Here is a 15,572-nt window from a genome sequence, read left to right on the forward strand (position 1 = left end):
GCGCCCGCTCCTCCGCCTGCCGCCTTTCCGCATCGGCAACCATTCGAAAAAGACGCCATCGGCGTCTTTTTTCATGTCCCGGCATTCTCTTCATCATTTCAATGCATCTTATTTTCATCCAAATAATTCATCGAATATTTATTTAAAACACAGCCAAAATCATAGCCTGTTATTTTATTTTTCCGCGCCATGCTTTTATCAAATCGCGCGTTTCCTGATCCAGATTAAGCCTTCAGCATTGACGTTATCATGCCGCTTTGCGATCATGCGCCGCAACTCAAGGCCATGCGTCTCTACATCCTTGAATTTAATAAATGTCGCCATCGAAATGGTTTTCTTTCCAAGCGAAATCCACACCCCAAGAACGATTTAGCTTAGAAAACAACCGCCGTCCAATGGCGATGCCATTCAAACTTTCAATGCGAGGACATGAAAAATGAAACCGGATCAAATCAAAACGACTGCTGAATTTGAAAATCAAATGCAGAAAAGCCTGGAGCTGGCCCGCATGGTTCGCTTGAGCGTGGAAGAAATGGAAATGATCAGCGGCGGCGCTCAGGAAAATCCGCCGCGCATGACCGGAAAAATCGTATTGCCGCCGGCCAGGCCATAAACCGGCCAGCCGTACACCGACATCATCCATTCCGGCATCGACGCGAACCGATATGAAAAACGATCAGACCCGGCTGTGTCCCAGCTCAACCTTCGAGGGTGAAGGCAATATGGTGTTCGGCATTGTCGGCGGCAGCGCGCGGCAGCGCCGCGTGATCTATCTGAAGCAGATGCTGCCGGCCAACCAGATAGATCGCGCCAGGCTGGAAGACATCGCGCCGGAAGAAGTATTCCGCACCGCCGGCCCTTGCGCCAAAAGCCAGTGCGCCCATCACGACAACGCCGCTGCGCGCTGCACGCTGGCCGAACGCGTGGTGGCCGCGGCGGCCGAGGTGGTCGACCGGCTGGCTTATTGCGCGATACGCCCCCGCTGCATGTGGTGGAGCCAGCACGGCCGGGATGCCTGCGCGCGCTGTCCGCAGGTGGTGTCCATCGATCGCCAGCCGGACGAAGCCATCGCCCAGGCCCGGATGCCGCCCGGATCCGCCTCGGCCGGCTGTTGAAGCCTTTCAAGCCATCGCTCAGAAAAGAAAGAATCGATATGAAAGCAACCCAAACCCTGCAACGCTCGGAATGGAACGCCCAATTGGACCGCAGCCTGGAAATCGCCCGGATGGTGCGGCTGAGCGCCGAGGAGATCGAGTGCGTGTCAGGCGGCCAAGACAACAATGGCCCCGCCACCGGCTTCGTGCCGCGCAAGCCGCCGACAACAGGTTTTGTTCCCCAATCCTAAGGGGCCCACTGCCATGGAAAAGGCCGCTCCAGATGGAGCGGCCTTGGCTTTGGCGATAAAACCCGCGTCAGAACAGCGGGCGCAGCGCCGGAGGCAGCGCGAACACCGTGCTCTCCTCTACGCCGGGCAGCTCGGTGACCTGGGTGACGTCGAAAGCCTTGATGCGGTCTATCACCGCCTGCACCAGCACTTCCGGCGCGCTGGCGCCGGCGGTGACGCCGACGCGGCGCTTGCCGGCGAACCATTCGGGCTCCAGCAGGCTGGCGTTGTCCACCATGTAGGCGTCCACGCCCTTCAGCGCCGCCACTTCGCGCAAGCGGTTGGAGTTGGAGCTGTTGGGCGAGCCCACCACCACCACGATATCGCACTGGTCGGCCAGCAGCTTCACCGCGTCCTGGCGGTTCTGCGTCGCGTAGCAGATGTCGTCCTTCTTCGGGCTGTGGATGTTGGGGAAGCGGGCCTTCAGCGCGGCGATGATGTCGCGGGTCTCGTCCACCGACAGCGTGGTCTGGCTGACGTAGGACAGCTGGTCCTCGTTGACCACCCGCAGCGTGGCCACATCGTCCACGGTCTGCACCAGGTAGATGCCGGCATCCACCTGGCCCATCGTGCCTTCCACTTCCGGGTGCCCGGCGTGGCCGATCATGATGATTTCCATGCCGGCCTTGTTCATCCGTTTCACTTCGACGTGCACCTTGGTCACCAAGGGACAGGTGGCGTCGAATACGGTCAGACCCAGCGCCTCGGCCTCGGCGCGCACCGACAGCGGCACGCCGTGCGCGGAATAGATCAGCGTGCTGCCGGGGGGCACGTCCTTCAATTCCTCGATGAACACCGCGCCCTTGCCGCGCAGGTCGTCCACCACAAAACGGTTGTGCACCACTTCGTGGCGCACGTAGATGGGGGCGCCGTAAAGTTCGATCGCGCGCTCGACGATGGCGATGGCCCGGTCCACGCCGGCGCAGAAGCCGCGCGGGTTGGCGAGCATGATGGTCTTCGTCATCCGTATTTCCTCAATCAGGCCAGGGCCTTGCCCGGCGAATGCGCGAATGGCCCGCCAAGCGGGCCATCGCAGGTGCTGTTCCCCGCCCTTTTCAGCGCGAGGGCTTCTTCATGCTGTCCGCCACCATCAGCGCCGCGCCGACGCAGATGAAGGAATCGGCCAGGTTGAACGCCGGGTAGTACCACTCGTTGTAATAGTGGACCATGATGAAGTCGATCACGTGGCCATAGGCCAGGCGGTCGATCACATTGCCCAGCGCGCCGCCCATGATGAAGGCCGCGGCCAGGTTCATCAGGCCGGAAAAGCGCCGCTTGACGATGTTCCAGCCCAGCCAGCCTGACACGGCGAAGGCCAGGATGGTGAACAGATACTTCTGCCAGCCGCCGGCGTCGTGCAGGAAGCTGAACGCCGCGCCGGGATTGTAGACCAGGGTGAAGTTGAAGAACCCCTCCACCACCGGCCGGATTTCGCCGTACTGGAAACGGCTGTTGAAATACAGCTTGCTGATCTGGTCCAGTACGATCACCAGGGCCGCCAGCGCGAACCATTTTGGCCAGCCGCGGGCGCCAGGCATAGTCATTGCAGAATCCATCTGTCGGTATCCATGGGCAGACGGGGCCGCCGCAGCGGCCCCGGCGAATGGTCAGGCGTAGCGGCGCGGCTCGCCCTGGCCATCCAGATTGTCGACGCAGCGGCCGCAGACGGCGCCATGGCCGGCGTGGCTGCCCACGTCGGCGCGGTAGTGCCAGCAACGGTCGCACTTGCCGTGCGCGGACGGTGAAACGCGGATCGCCACCTCGCCTGCCTCGCGCACATCAGCCTTGGACACGATCAGCACGAACTTAAGTTCCTCGCCCAGGCTGGCCAGATGGCGGGCCAGCTCGGCCGGCGCGTCGATTTCCACCTCGGCCTGCAGCGAGGAGCCCAGCTTGTCGGCGCTGCGCAGCGCCTCGATTTCCTTGTTGACCGCGGCGCGCAGCTCGCGGATGGCCTGCCACTTGGAAGACAGCGCGGCCTCGCGCTCCACGGTCTGGGCCGGGAACTCGTGCCAGATGTGATACAGCGTCGACTCTTCCTCGCTGTCCACCAGCACGTTCCACGCCTCGTCGGCGGTGAAGCACAGAATCGGCGCCACCATCAGCAGCAGGCTGCGGGTGATGTGGTACAGCGCGGTCTGCGCGCTGCGGCGGGCATGGCTGTCGGCCTTGGTGGTGTACAGGCGGTCCTTGATCACGTCCAGATAGAACGCGCCCAGGTCTTCCGAACAGTAGCCGACCACTTCCTGCACCACGTGATGGAAGGCGTAGCGGGAATACAGCTCGCCCACCACCTTCTCCTGCACCTCGCGGGCGCGCAGCAGCGCGTACTGGTCCATTTCCACCATATTGGCCAGCGGCACGACGTGTTCCAGCGGATCGAAATCCGACAGGTTGGACAGCAGGAAGCGGATGGTGTTGCGCAGACGGCGATAGCTTTCCGTGGTGCGCTTCAGAATCTCCTGCGACAGCGACATGTCGCCGGAGTAATCGGCGCTGGCCACCCACAGGCGCAGGATGTCCGCGCCCAGCGTGCCGCAGATTTCCTCCGGCGCGATGCCGTTGCCCTTGGACTTGGACATCTTGTAGCCCTTGTCGTCCACGGTGAAGCCGTGGGTCAGGAGCTGCTTGTACGGCGCGCGGCCGATGGTGGCGCAACCGGTCTTCAGCGACGACTGGAACCAGCCGCGGTGCTGGTCCGAGCCTTCCAGATACAGGTCGGCCGGCCAGGCCAGTTCCGGGCGCTGCTTCAGCACCGCGAAATGGGTGGCGCCGGAGTCGAACCACACATCCAGCGTGTCGGTCAGCTTGCGGTATTGCTCGGCCTCTTCGCCCAGCAGTTCCTTGGCGTCCAGGCTGAACCAGGCCTCGATGCCCTGCTGCTCGATGCGCAGCGCCACTTCCTCCAGCAGCTGGGCGGAGCGCGGGTGCAGCTCGCCGCTTTCCTTGTGGATGAAGAACGTCATCGGCACGCCCCAGTTGCGCTGGCGCGACACGCACCAGTCGGGGCTGTTCTTGATCATCGCGTCCAGGCGGGCGCGCCCCCAGGACGGGAAGAACTCGGTGGCGTCGACGGCGCGCTGGCTGACTTCGCGCAGCGTCTCGCCGCCGTTGGCCTTGCGGTCCATGCTGATGAACCATTGCGGCGTGGCGCGGAAAATGATCGGGGTCTTGTGGCGCCAGCAATGCGGGTAGCTATGCTCCAGCTTGGACTTGTGCACCAGCGAGCCGTGCGACTCCAGCGTTTCGATCACGCGCGGGTTGGCGTCCCATACCAGCATGCCGGCGAACAGCTCGGTCGTGCTCTTGTAGCGGCCGTCGTCGGCCACCGGGTTGGCGATCGGCAGCTTGTACTGCAGGCCGGCCTGGAAGTCTTCCAGGCCATGGGCCGGCGCGGTGTGCACCAGGCCGGTGCCGGCGTCGGTGGTGACGTGATCGCCCAGGATCACCGGCACTTGGCGGCCATAGAACGGGTGCTGCAGCTGGAGCAGTTCCAGCGCCTGGCCCTTGGCTTCGCCCAGCACGCGGTATGTTTCGACGCCGTAGCGCTTCATCGCCGATTCGACCAGATCCTTGCCCAGGATCAGCTTGCCCTTGGGGGTGTCGACCAGCTGGTAATCCAGATTGGCGCCGGCGGCGACCGCCTGGTTGGCCGGCAGCGTCCACGGCGTGGTGGTCCAGATCACGGCCATCGCGCCGGCGGCGTCCGCGCCGAATGCGGCGGAGGCCTTGTCGGTGTCGACCACCTTGAAGCCGACGTCGATCGCCGGCGACACCTTGTCTTCGTATTCGACTTCGGCCTCGGCCAGCGAGGAGCCGCACTCGATGCACCAGTGCACCGGCTTCTCGCCCTTGGTCAGGTAGCCGTTCTCATGGATCTTGCCGAGGGTGCGGACGATGTCGGCCTCGGTCTTGAAATCCATGGTCAGATAGGGATTGTCCCAATCGCCGAGCACACCCAAGCGGATGAAGCCCTTCTTCTGGCGGGCCACCTGCTCCTTGGCGTATTCGCGGCACAATTCGCGGAACTTGGCGGCCGGGATGTCCTTGCCGTGCAGTTTTTCCACCATCAGCTCGATCGGCAGGCCGTGGCAGTCCCAGCCCGGCACGTAGGGGGCGTCGAAGCCGGCCAGCGTCTTGGAGCGGACGATGATGTCCTTCAGCACCTTGTTGACCGCGTGGCCCAGGTGGATGTCGTTGTTGGCGTACGGCGGGCCATCGTGCAGGATGAACTTGGGACGGCCGGCGGCAAGCTTGCGCAGCTTTTCGTAGCGCTTTTCCTCTTGCCAGCGCTTGACCCAGGCCGGTTCGCGTTTGGCCAGATCCCCGCGCATGGCGAAGGGTGTATCCAGCAGGTTTACGGTTTTACGATAATCGATGCTCATGCCTGCTCTCGCTGCAAACTTGTCAAATAGGTCTTGGCGCTGGCCGCGTCGCGTTCGATCTGCGCCACCAGCGTCGCCAAATCATCATAGCGCGCTTCATCGCGCAACTTTTTCAGGAAACGCACTGTCAGCCGCTGGCCGTACAGATCGCCCGAGAAATCGAACAGGTGCACTTCCAGCTTGTAATCCGGCGTGTCGCTGACCGTCGGATTCAATCCCAGGCTGGCCACGCCGCCCAGGCGGCCGCCCGGAGTATCGACCTCCACCACGAATACGCCCTGCAGCGCCGGTTTCAAATGCGGCAAATGGATGTTGGCGGTGGGAAAGCCTATCGTGCGTCCCAACTTCTTGCCATGCATCACCTTGCCCGATATCCGGTACACGCCGCCCAGCAAGGCATTGGCCGAGTCCAGATCGCCCGCGCCCAATCGCTCGCGCACCAGCGTGCTGGAAGCGCGCTCGCCTTTGACCAGCACCGACGGCATCGCCTCCGTGGCGAAACGCGGACAGGAAGCCAGCAGCTCGAAATCGCCCTTCCGTCCGGAGCCGAACTGGAAATCGTCGCCGATCAGCAGATAGCGGGTGTTCAACTCCGTCACCAGCACCTGATCGACGAAATCCCTTGCCGGCATATTGGAAAAGCTGTGGTTGAAGCGGTAGACAAACACATAATCAACCAGCCCCAGCTCTTCCAGCAAGGAGAACTTGTCGCGCAAGGTCGACAAACGCGCCGGCGGATTGGCGCGGACGAAAAACTCGCGCGGGTGCGGTTCGAAGGTCAGCAAGGCTGTCGGCAGCTCGCGGGCGCGCGCCTCCGCGCGCAGACGCTCCAGCATGCGCCGGTGGCCCTGATGCACGCCATCGAAATTGCCGATGGTCAACGCGCATCCAGGCAGGCCGAAACGGCGCGGGTCCCCCAGAAATACCTGCATTCGCTGTCTTTACATACGTCCCGAAACCTTCGATTGTAGCCGCCAGCAAGCGATAGCGTCCAGCCATGATCCCGCGCGGAGGCAAACAAAAAGCCCCGCGGATCGCGGGGCTTTTTTTGCGCCGAGCAACGATTAGTTGCCGGACTTCTCTACCACGGACTCTTTAACAGCGTCGATGGTCACTTCTACGCGGCGGTCAGACTCGATGCAAGCCTTGATTTCGGCGTTTTGCTTCTTGTTCTTCGCGTATTTCGGGAACTTGGCCTTGCACTCTTCGGTCATCTTGGCTTCAGCCTTGCCCTTGCCGATGGAGGTCACTTTCTCGGCCGGCACACCAGCGTTCACGAAGTAAGCCTTGACAGCGTCAGCGCGGTTTTGCGACAGCGCGTTGTTCAGCTTGTCGGAACCCATGAAGTCGGTGTAACCGTCAACTTCAACACCGTTCAGGTAGCCCTTGCCGGCGTGAGCCTTCAGCTTGGCAACCAGCGGATCCAGTTCGTTCTTGGCGTCAGCGCGCAGAACGGACTTGTTGAAGTCGAACAGAACCTTGGCGGACAGGGTCACTTTTTCCTTCACGGAAACCAGGGCCGGCTTCGGAGCTTCGGCAACCGGCTTGGCGGCTTCGCGGTCGCCACACTCAACCAGGCCGTCCTTGGCCTTGTCGAAGTAGGTGGTCTTCCAGCATTCGCCGTAGCTGTTGCGGGTCACTGCGTCAGTGGATTGGTCAACGGCATAACCCGGTTTGGCAGCAAAAGCGCTAGCAGAAACCAACAGGGCGGCAACCAGTGCGCTCAGTTTCAGCTGTTTAGTCATGTTATTCCCTCTTTAATCTATAAAATGGGTAGCAATGCGGGCTGACGCAAAGACCACGCGAACTAAGTTGACTGCAAACATCAGGGATGGCTACATGCTGTGTTGATGCAGTTAACCCGCACTATAGGAATGCTGCAACACCATGTCAACACAGCGTCGGGCGCTTTGTCGCGTTAGCGTTGCATAAATACATCACATTTTTCTGATTATACCAGAAGCTGTATCTCTGATGCGACACATTACGGTCTTGTGACGCGCCGGCGAAACAGTGGCAGCGGCTGCCTGTACGTAACCTGATAGCTTTCACTAAAAGTATTGTAATAATCGCCATCATTCAGCGATTTGCCGTCCTTGACTAGGAAGGCATCGAAACCGACCTGCCACAAGGGCCGGATCAGATCCGCCCAGACATCCCCCACCGCCCGCAGCTCGCCGGCGTAATCATAGCGCTCGCGCAACAGCCTGGCGAGGCTATAGCCCCGCCCATCGGTGAAGGCGGGAAAGTCGACCGCGATCAAGGCCAGCTCGGCCAGGTAAGGCTGCAGCTTCGCCGGATCGTCGTCAGGCGACAGGCAGACGCCGACGCCGCCCGCGCGGGCGCGCCAACCATCCGCATCGGCCAGCCAGCTCGCCAGCGGCACGATCACGTCCTCGGAGGGGTCCGCCGCCGGCAGCGCGCCGCTCTCATCCGGGCGCAACAGCCTCCAGGCATCGGCCTGCAAGCGGCCATCCTTAATGAACTGGGGCATACACCCTCTCCTTGAACGGTTCCGCGCCGATGCGGCGCAGGGTTTCGATGAAGCGCTCGCCATCCAGCCGCCGCTCGATGTAGACCTGCATGATCTTGGAGAAGGCCACCGGCACGTCGGCTTGAGCGAAGGACGGGCCTATCACCTTGCCGATCGTGGTGTCGCTGCCCTGGCTGCCGCCCAGCGTGATCTGGTACCACTCCTCGCCGTTCTTGTCGACGCCCAGGATGCCGATGTTGCCGATATGATGATGGCCGCAGGCGTTCATGCAGCCGGAGAAGTTACAGGCGATGTCGCCCAGGTCGTACAGGTAGTCCAGATCGTCGAAGGTCTGCTGGATCGCGTTGGCCACCGGGATGGAGCGGGCGTTGGCCAGCGAGCAGAAGTCGCCGCCGGGGCAGCTGATGATGTCGGTCAGTAGACCGATGTTCGGGGTGGCCATACGCTGCGATCGGGCTGCCTGCCACAAGGCGTACAGATCCTTCTGCGCCACATCCGGCAGCACCAGGTTCTGCTCATGTGCGACGCGCAGCTCGCCGAAGCCGAAGCGGTCGGCCCAGTCGGCCGCGGCTTCCATCTGCTCAGACGTGATGTCACCCGGCGGGGCGCCGCTCTCCTTCAGCGACAGCACCACGGAACGGTAGCCTGGCCGGCGGTGGGCGCGGGTATTGCGCTCGAACCAGCGGGCGAAGGCCTTGTCCTCGGCCAGCGGGCCAGTCAGCTCCGCCGGATCGTCGGCCAGCGCCGGGTAGTCCGGGTCGGCGAAGAAGCTGGCGTAATGGGCGACATCCTCGTCGCGCAGCGTGGCAGGGCCATCCTTCAGATGGCTCCACTCATCCTCCACCTTGGCGGCGAAACCGTCGCGCGTCATCGCCTTGACCAGGATCTTGATCCGGGCCTTGTATTTGTTGTCGCGGCGGCCGAAGCGGTTGTAGACGCGCAGCACCGCGTCCAGATAGGTCAGCAGGTGCTGGCGCGGCAGGAACTCGCGTATCACCTCGCCCACCATTGGGGTGCGGCCCAGCCCGCCGCCGACGATCACCTTGAATCCCGCCTCGCCGGTCTCGTTGCGGCTGACGTGCAGGCCGATGTCGTGGACCATGGTGGCCGCCCGATCCTCGATGCTGCCGGATACCGCGATCTTGAACTTGCGCGGCAGGAAGCTGAATTCAGGGTGCATGGTGCTCCACTGCCGAATGATCTCGCAGTAGGGACGCGGGTCGAACAGCTGGTCGGCGGCGACGCCGGCGAAGGCGTCGGTGGTGGTGTTGCGCACGCAGTTGCCGGAGGTCTGAATCGCATGCATCTCCACCGTGGACAGCTCTTCCAGAATATCCGGCACCTTGTCCAGTTCCGGCCAGTTGAACTGGATGTTCTGCCGGGTGGTGAAGTGGCCATAGCCCTTGTCGTAGCGGCGGGCGATGTCGGCCAGCTTTCTCAGCTGCTCGCTGCGCAAGTGGCCATAGGGAATCGCCACCCGCAGCATCGGCGCGTGGCGCTGGATATACAGGCCGTTCATCAAGCGCAGCGGCCGGAACTCGTCCTCGGACAGCTCGCCGGCCAGAAAGCGGCGCGTCTGGTCGCGAAACTGGACCACGCGCTCGCGCACCAGCCGATGGTCTACTTCATCGTATCGATACATGTTTGGATTCCAACGGGGATGCCCGCATCGGCGGGCCGGCGTTTCAGACGGGGCGCTGCAGCGGACTGGACTTCGCGTGCAGCCCGCACTCCTTGGTTTCCGGGTTTTCCCACCACCAGCGGCCGGCGCGCACGTCTTCGCCCACGCTGATGGCGCGGGTACAGGGCGCGCAGCCTATCGACGGATAGTGCCGATCGTGCAGCGCGTTGTACGGCACCTGGTTTTCCTTCAGGTACTGCCACACTTCGGCTTCCGTCCATTCCAGCAGCGGGCTGAATTTCACGAGCCCGTTGTCGGCGTCGTACTCCCTGTCGGCCAGGTCCTGGCGCGTCGGCGACTGCTGGCGGCGCAGGCCGGTGATCCAGGCCGATCGGCCGGCCAGCGCGCGCTTCAGCGGCTCCAGCTTGCGAACCGCGCAACAGGACTTGCGCAACTCGACGCTCCGATAGAAGCCGTTGATGCCGTGGAAGTTGACGTACTGCTCGGTGGCGGCGGTGTCGGGGAAGTACATCCTGACCGGATGGCCTGGATAACGCTCGGCGACTTGCTGCATCAACTCATAGGTTTCGGCCGGCAGGCGGCCGGTGTCCAGGCTGAAGCTTTCCAGCGGCAGGCCGAGACGGGCGATCAGGTCGGTCAGCACCATGTCTTCGGCGCCGTAGCTGTTGGCCAGCACCGCGTCGGGATGTTCGGCGGCGATGGTTTGCAGCAGGGCCGTGGTGGCGGCGAGTTTGGACTCCAGGCTCATCAAGCACTCCGGGGATGGTTCGAGCGTATCCTAACCAAAGCGCTTATAAACCTAAAAGAATATTGTGTTAGTATTTAATGACTACAGGTTGTATAGAGGACAGACTGCCAAGATGAAGCTACAACAACTCCGCTACCTGGTCGAGGTGGCCAAGCAGGGCCTCAACGTTTCCGAGGCCGCCGAGAAGCTGCATACCTCGCAGCCGGGCATTTCCAAGCAGATCCGCCTGCTGGAGGACGAACTGGGCATCCAGGTGTTCATCCGCAACGGCAAGCGGGTGGTGTCGGTATCCGAGCCGGGCAAGGAAGTGCTGCGCATCTCCGAGCGCATCCTGCGCGAGGCGCAGAACCTGAAACGGGTCGGCGACGAGTTCTCCCGCGAGTCTGAAGGCGCGCTGACCATCGCCACCACCCACACCCAGGCCCGCTACGCGCTGCCGCAGGCGATCGCCGAATTCGTGCGCCGCTACCCCAAGGTGCGGCTGTCGCTGAAGCAGGGCAGCCCGACGCAGATCTGCGACATGGTGGTGTCCGGCGAGGCCGATCTCGCCATCGCCACCGAGGGCATCGCGCTGTACAAGGAGCTGGCGACGCTGCCTTGCTACGAATGGAACCGCTCGCTGGTGGTGCCCAAGGGCCACCCGCTGGCCGCGCTGGAACGCGAAATCACCCTGGCGGACATCGCTCAATACCCGATCGTCACCTACGACTTCGCCTTCGCCGGCCGCTCCAAGATCAACAAGTCGTTCGCCGAACAGGGCCTGACGCCCAACGTGGTGCTGACCGCGATCGACACCGACGTGATCAAGACCTATGTCTCGCTGGGGCTGGGCATCGGCATCATCGCCAGCATGGCCTTCGAGCCGGAGCGCGACCACAACCTGACGGCGATCGACGCCGGCCACCTGTTCGAGCCGTCCACCACCAAGATCGGCATCCGCAAGGACGCCTACCTGCGCGGCTTCGCCTACACCTTCATCGAGCTGTTCGCGCCGCATCTGCACCGCCGCGAGGTAGACTCGGCGCTGCTGGCGCACGATGTCGACGACGAGGAATGAGCGCCCGCCGCGGATATCGTGATTCGGCGGGAACCTGGAGGGCCCGGCAAAGCCGGGCCTTTTCACTCTTGCAGCCCGTTCCGCAGCCTGCCGTTGAAATCCCCATCCCCCCGCCCTTGCCCTGCAAGGAGGCCTCGCTTAGCTCGCTCGAATCCGACACGCAAACGCCCCGGACCTGCCGGGGCGTTTTCTTTGGGCTTGCGGACTCGCGCTTACAGCGTCAAACCGCCGGTCACCTCGATGGCGGCGCCGTTGATGTAGCTGGCCTCGTCCGACGCCAGGAAGGCGTAGACGTTGGCGATCTCGGCCGGATCGGCCATCCGGCGCATCGGCACCTTGTCTTCCATCGCCTGCAGCACTTTTTCCGGCATGGCCTTCAGGATGGGGGTGGCGACGAAGCCCGGACACACCGCGTTGGCGCGGATGCCCTTCTTGCCCAATTCCTTGGCCCAGGTCTTGACGAAGCCGATCACGCCGAACTTGGCCGCCGCGTAGTTGGTCTGGCCGAAATTGCCGTAAACGCCCACCACCGACGAGGCGTTGAGGATCACGCCGCCGCCCTGCTCCACCATAGTATCCACCACGGCGCGGGCACAGTTGTAAACGCCCTTCAGGTTGATGTCGATCACCTTGTCGAACTGGTCTTCGCTCATCTTGATCAGCTGGGCATCCTGGACGATGCCGGCGTTGTTGACCAGCACGTCGATGCGGCCGCAACGGTTCTTCAGGTCGGCCACCATCTCGGCGATCTGGCCCTTGTCAGTCACATCCACCTTGTAGCCGTAAGCTTCTCCGCCCAGGGCTTTCAGTTCGTCGACGACGGTTTTGACCGCGTCCGGGTTCAGGTCGCACACCGCGACGATGGCGCCCTCCTTGACGAACTTCTCCGCCGTCGCCTTGCCGATGCCGCTGGCCGAGCCGGTGATGATGGATACTTTCCCTTTCAAACGCATGTGATTTCCTTCTATCTCTCTGGCTTGCAGATCTCATCAGGTCACCAGGACGGATGAGCCCGGATGTCTCCATCATCGGCCTTCCCGGCCGGTTCCCCGATTATTGTTGTCTTTCCGCGGAGCGCGGATATGAAAAGCGGGAGTTTGTGCACCGCAATATAGCGCACGCCCTCCCGCCGGTAAAGTTACGGCCTGTGACAGACCGTATCCGTATGACCGTTGATTACTCCAGGCCCTTGCTGGCCAGGTAGTCTTCGTAGTTGCCGGTGTAGTAGTCGTAACCGCCCTTGCCGTCCAGCTCCAGCACGTGGGTGGCCAGGGAGCTCACGAACTGGCGATCGTGCGATACGAAGATCAGCGTGCCCTTGTACTTCTCCAGCGCCATGTTCAAGGATTCGATCGATTCCATGTCCATGTGGTTGGTCGGCTCGTCCATGATCATCACATTGGGCTTCTGCAGGATCAGCTTGCCGTACAGCATGCGGCCCTTCTCGCCGCCGGACAGCACGCGCACCGGCTTGCCCACCTCGTCGCCGCCGAACAAGAGACGGCCCAGCGTGCCGCGGATCACCTGCTCATCGTCGCCTTCCTGGCCCCATTCGCGCATCCACTCAGTCAGCGTGGCGTCGCTGTCGAAGTCGGCCTCGTGATCCTGGGCGAAGTAGCCGATCTGCGCCTTCTCCGCCCACTTGATCGTGCCGCGATCGGCGGTCAGGCCTTCGGCGTAAGCCGGCTCGAACGCGCCGGCCAGCAGCTTGATCAGCGAGGTCTTGCCCGCGCCGTTGGGGCCGATGATGGCCAGGCGCGCGCCGGCTTCCAGGATCAGGTTCAGATCCTTGAACAGCACCTTGTTGTCGTAAGCCTTGCTCAGGCCTTCCACCTCCACCGCCTGGCGGTGCAGCTTGAACTTGTCGTCCATCTCGAAGCGGATGAACGGGTTCTGGCGGCTGGACGGCTTCACTTCCACCATCTCGGACTTCAGCTTGTCCACCTGCTTCAGGCGGGAAGTCGCCTGGCGGGCCTTGGACTTGTTGGCGGAGAAGCGGGCCACGAACTCCTGCAGCTCCTGAATGCGCTCCTTGGCCTTGCTGTTGGACGACAGCTGACGCTCGCGGGCCTGGGCCGACGCGATCATGTAGTCGTCGTAATTGCCCGGGTAAATGCGGATGGTGTTGTAGTCCAGATCCGCCATGTGGGTGCAGACCGAATTCAGGAAGTGGCGGTCGTGCGAGATGATGATCATGGTGGAGTTGCGCTCGTTCAGCACGTGCTCCAGCCAGCGGATGGTGTTGATGTCCAGGTTGTTGGTCGGCTCGTCGAGCAGCAGGATGTCCGGGTTGGAGAACAGCGCCTGCGCCAGCAGCACCCGCAGCTTCCAGCCCGGGGCGACTTCGCTCATCGGACCGAAATGCTGCTCGACCGGAATGCCGACGCCCATCAGCAGCTCGCCGGCGCGCGCTTCGGCGGTGTAGCCGTCGTACTCGGCGAACTTGGCCTCCAGATCGGCCGCGCGCATGTAGTCGTCTTCGGTGGCTTCCAGATTGGCGTAGATGGCGTCGCGTTCGCTCATCGCCGCCCACATCTCGGTATGGCCCATCATCACCACGTCGATGACGCGCTGGTCTTCATAGCCGAACTGGTCCTGGCGCAGCTTACCCAGGCGCAGGCCGTTCTCGATGGCGACTTCGCCCGCGGTCTGCTCCAGGTCGCCACCCAGGATTTTCATGAAAGTGGATTTGCCGGAACCGTTGGCGCCGATCAGGCCGTAACGGTTGCCTTCGCCGAATTTGACGCTAACCTTCTCGAACAGAGGTTTCACGCCAAACTGCATGGTAATGTTGCTTGTGGTAATCACGCTTGAGGATCCTTCAGCCAGAGCCGTAAGTATCGGAAAAACGTAGGATTCTATCACAATGAGGACCGTTCCCCGAAGCCTTGCGGGGGCCTGGCTCACGAACTTTTGCCAGCCAGACGAATTCCGATACAATCGTAAACCTTGTAAATCCTTATTCCAGATAGGCAAAACTATGCTTACCGGCAGCTTGGTAGCGCTCGTAACACCGATGTCGAACGATGGGGCGGTGGATTTTGCGGCGTTGCAACGATTGGTTGAGTTCCACATCGAAAACGGCACCGCCGGCATCGTCGCCGTCGGCACCACCGGCGAATCAGCCACCCTGTCGGTGGAAGAGCACATCGCCGTGGTGAAAGCGGTGGTCGACTACGCCAAGGGCCGGGTCAAGGTAATCGCCGGCGCAGGCGGCAACGCCACCAGCGAGGCGATCGAGCTGGGCAGGCTGTCGGCCGAGGTCGGCGCCGACATGGTGCTGTCGGTGGTGCCCTACTACAACAAGCCCACCCAGGAAGGCATCTACCAGCACTTCAAGGCCATCGCCGACGCAAGCCCGCTGCCGGTCATCCTTTATAATGTGCCCGGCCGCACCGTGGCCGACATGAGCAACGACACCGCGCTGCGCCTGGCTGCTCATCCGAACATCGTCGGCCTGAAGGACGCCACCGGCGACATCGGCCGCGCCTGCGATCTGGCGCTGCGCGCGCCGGAAGGCTTCGCGCTGTACTCGGGCGACGACGCCACCGGCATGGCCTTCATGCTGTGCGGCGGCCATGGCGTGATCTCGGTCACCGCCAATATCGCGCCCAAACAAATGAGCGAGCTGTGCGCGGCCGCCACCTCCGGCGACGCCCGCAAGGCCCGCTCGATCAACGACAAGCTGCAGGGCCTGCACAAGCAGCTGTTCGTCGAACCCAACCCTATCCCGGCCAAGTGGGCGCTGGAGCGGATGCAGCGCATCCCCGCCGGCATCCGCCTGCCGCTGACCCCGCTGAGCGCCGTCTCCCGCCCCCTGGTGGAAGCGGCGCTGAAACAAGCCGAAGTCATTTGATTCACC

At 62.6% G+C, this 15,572-nt stretch carries 15 protein-coding genes; 5 read left to right on the forward strand and 10 right to left on the reverse strand.

Translation table 11 applies throughout. The features are described 5' to 3' along the window. Positions 1 to 436: 436 nt before the first annotated feature. From CV_RS23850 to CV_RS17655, 3 genes are read left to right on the forward strand one after another with little or no spacing between them, the layout of a single operon-like run. The gene (locus CV_RS23850; protein ID WP_158303328.1) at positions 437 to 613 is read left to right on the forward strand and encodes a hypothetical protein; all 177 of its coding nucleotides are present in this window, start codon (positions 437 to 439) and stop codon (positions 611 to 613) included. Positions 614 to 665: 52 nt separating this feature from the next. Next, entirely contained in the window at positions 666 to 1,115 is a 450-nt protein-coding gene (locus CV_RS17650) for a hypothetical protein (protein WP_011137113.1), read from the forward strand. Between the two features lie 38 nt (positions 1,116 to 1,153). Beyond that, positions 1,154 to 1,345 carry a hypothetical protein gene (locus tag CV_RS17655; protein WP_043596623.1) on the forward strand — a complete coding sequence of 64 codons (192 nt, stop codon included), beginning with the start codon at positions 1,154 to 1,156 and terminating at the stop codon, positions 1,343 to 1,345. A gap of 67 nt (positions 1,346 to 1,412) precedes the next feature. Here CV_RS17655 and ispH read toward each other — a convergent pair whose 3' ends face one another. The 8 genes from ispH to CV_RS17695 all read right to left on the reverse strand — a co-directional run bounded on the left by ispH (position 1,413) and on the right by CV_RS17695 (position 10,653). After that, entirely contained in the window at positions 1,413 to 2,348 is a 936-nt protein-coding gene (gene ispH / locus CV_RS17660) for a 4-hydroxy-3-methylbut-2-enyl diphosphate reductase (protein WP_011137114.1), read from the reverse strand. Positions 2,349 to 2,439: 91 nt separating this feature from the next. Further along, complete coding sequence (gene lspA, locus CV_RS17665; RefSeq protein WP_172539955.1) at positions 2,440 to 2,922, reverse strand: signal peptidase II; 483 nt, start codon at positions 2,920 to 2,922, stop codon at positions 2,440 to 2,442. A gap of 69 nt (positions 2,923 to 2,991) precedes the next feature. After that, positions 2,992 to 5,769 (reverse strand): isoleucine--tRNA ligase, encoded by a 2,778-nt coding sequence (gene ileS, locus CV_RS17670; protein WP_011137116.1) that lies wholly within the window; start codon positions 5,767 to 5,769, stop codon positions 2,992 to 2,994. Beyond that, a complete protein-coding gene (locus CV_RS17675; RefSeq protein WP_011137117.1) occupies positions 5,766 to 6,701 on the reverse strand; it encodes a bifunctional riboflavin kinase/FAD synthetase in 936 nt (311 codons plus the stop codon). Before CV_RS17675 ends, ileS begins: the two co-directional genes overlap by 4 nt. A gap of 132 nt (positions 6,702 to 6,833) precedes the next feature. Further along, positions 6,834 to 7,514 (reverse strand): OmpA family protein, encoded by a 681-nt coding sequence (locus tag CV_RS17680; protein WP_011137118.1) that lies wholly within the window; start codon positions 7,512 to 7,514, stop codon positions 6,834 to 6,836. Positions 7,515 to 7,753: 239 nt separating this feature from the next. Beyond that, on the reverse strand, positions 7,754 to 8,263 hold the full coding sequence (locus CV_RS17685) for a DUF934 domain-containing protein (RefSeq protein WP_043596626.1): 510 nt from the start codon (positions 8,261 to 8,263) through the stop codon (positions 7,754 to 7,756). Next, the gene (locus CV_RS17690) at positions 8,247 to 9,905 is read right to left on the reverse strand and encodes a nitrite/sulfite reductase (protein WP_011137120.1); all 1,659 of its coding nucleotides are present in this window, start codon (positions 9,903 to 9,905) and stop codon (positions 8,247 to 8,249) included. Before CV_RS17690 ends, CV_RS17685 begins: the two co-directional genes overlap by 17 nt. Positions 9,906 to 9,948: 43 nt before the next feature. Beyond that, a complete protein-coding gene (locus CV_RS17695; protein ID WP_011137121.1) occupies positions 9,949 to 10,653 on the reverse strand; it encodes a phosphoadenylyl-sulfate reductase in 705 nt (234 codons plus the stop codon). A gap of 112 nt (positions 10,654 to 10,765) precedes the next feature. Between CV_RS17695 and cysB the strand changes: the two genes are divergently transcribed. After that, complete coding sequence (gene cysB, locus CV_RS17700) at positions 10,766 to 11,710, forward strand: HTH-type transcriptional regulator CysB (protein ID WP_011137122.1); 945 nt, start codon at positions 10,766 to 10,768, stop codon at positions 11,708 to 11,710. A gap of 212 nt (positions 11,711 to 11,922) precedes the next feature. Here the strand turns inward: cysB and fabG are convergent, their stop codons facing one another. Together fabG and CV_RS17710 are read right to left on the reverse strand one after the other, a co-directional pair. Next, positions 11,923 to 12,663: a 3-oxoacyl-ACP reductase FabG gene (fabG, locus tag CV_RS17705; protein WP_011137123.1), complete on the reverse strand. Its 741-nt coding sequence runs from the start codon at positions 12,661 to 12,663 to the stop codon at positions 11,923 to 11,925. Between the two features lie 223 nt (positions 12,664 to 12,886). Further along, positions 12,887 to 14,518, reverse strand: coding sequence for an ABC-F family ATPase (locus CV_RS17710; protein ID WP_011137124.1), 1,632 nt, complete (start codon positions 14,516 to 14,518; stop codon positions 12,887 to 12,889). A 172-nt stretch (positions 14,519 to 14,690) separates the two neighbouring features. Here CV_RS17710 and dapA point away from each other — a divergent pair, with 172 nt between their 5' ends. Next, positions 14,691 to 15,566 (forward strand): 4-hydroxy-tetrahydrodipicolinate synthase, encoded by an 876-nt coding sequence (gene dapA, locus CV_RS17715; RefSeq protein ID WP_011137125.1) that lies wholly within the window; start codon positions 14,691 to 14,693, stop codon positions 15,564 to 15,566. Positions 15,567 to 15,572 lie beyond the last annotated feature (6 nt).

The sequence above is a fragment of the Chromobacterium violaceum ATCC 12472 genome, from assembly GCF_000007705.1.
Lineage (GTDB): Bacteria > Pseudomonadota > Gammaproteobacteria > Burkholderiales > Chromobacteriaceae > Chromobacterium > Chromobacterium violaceum.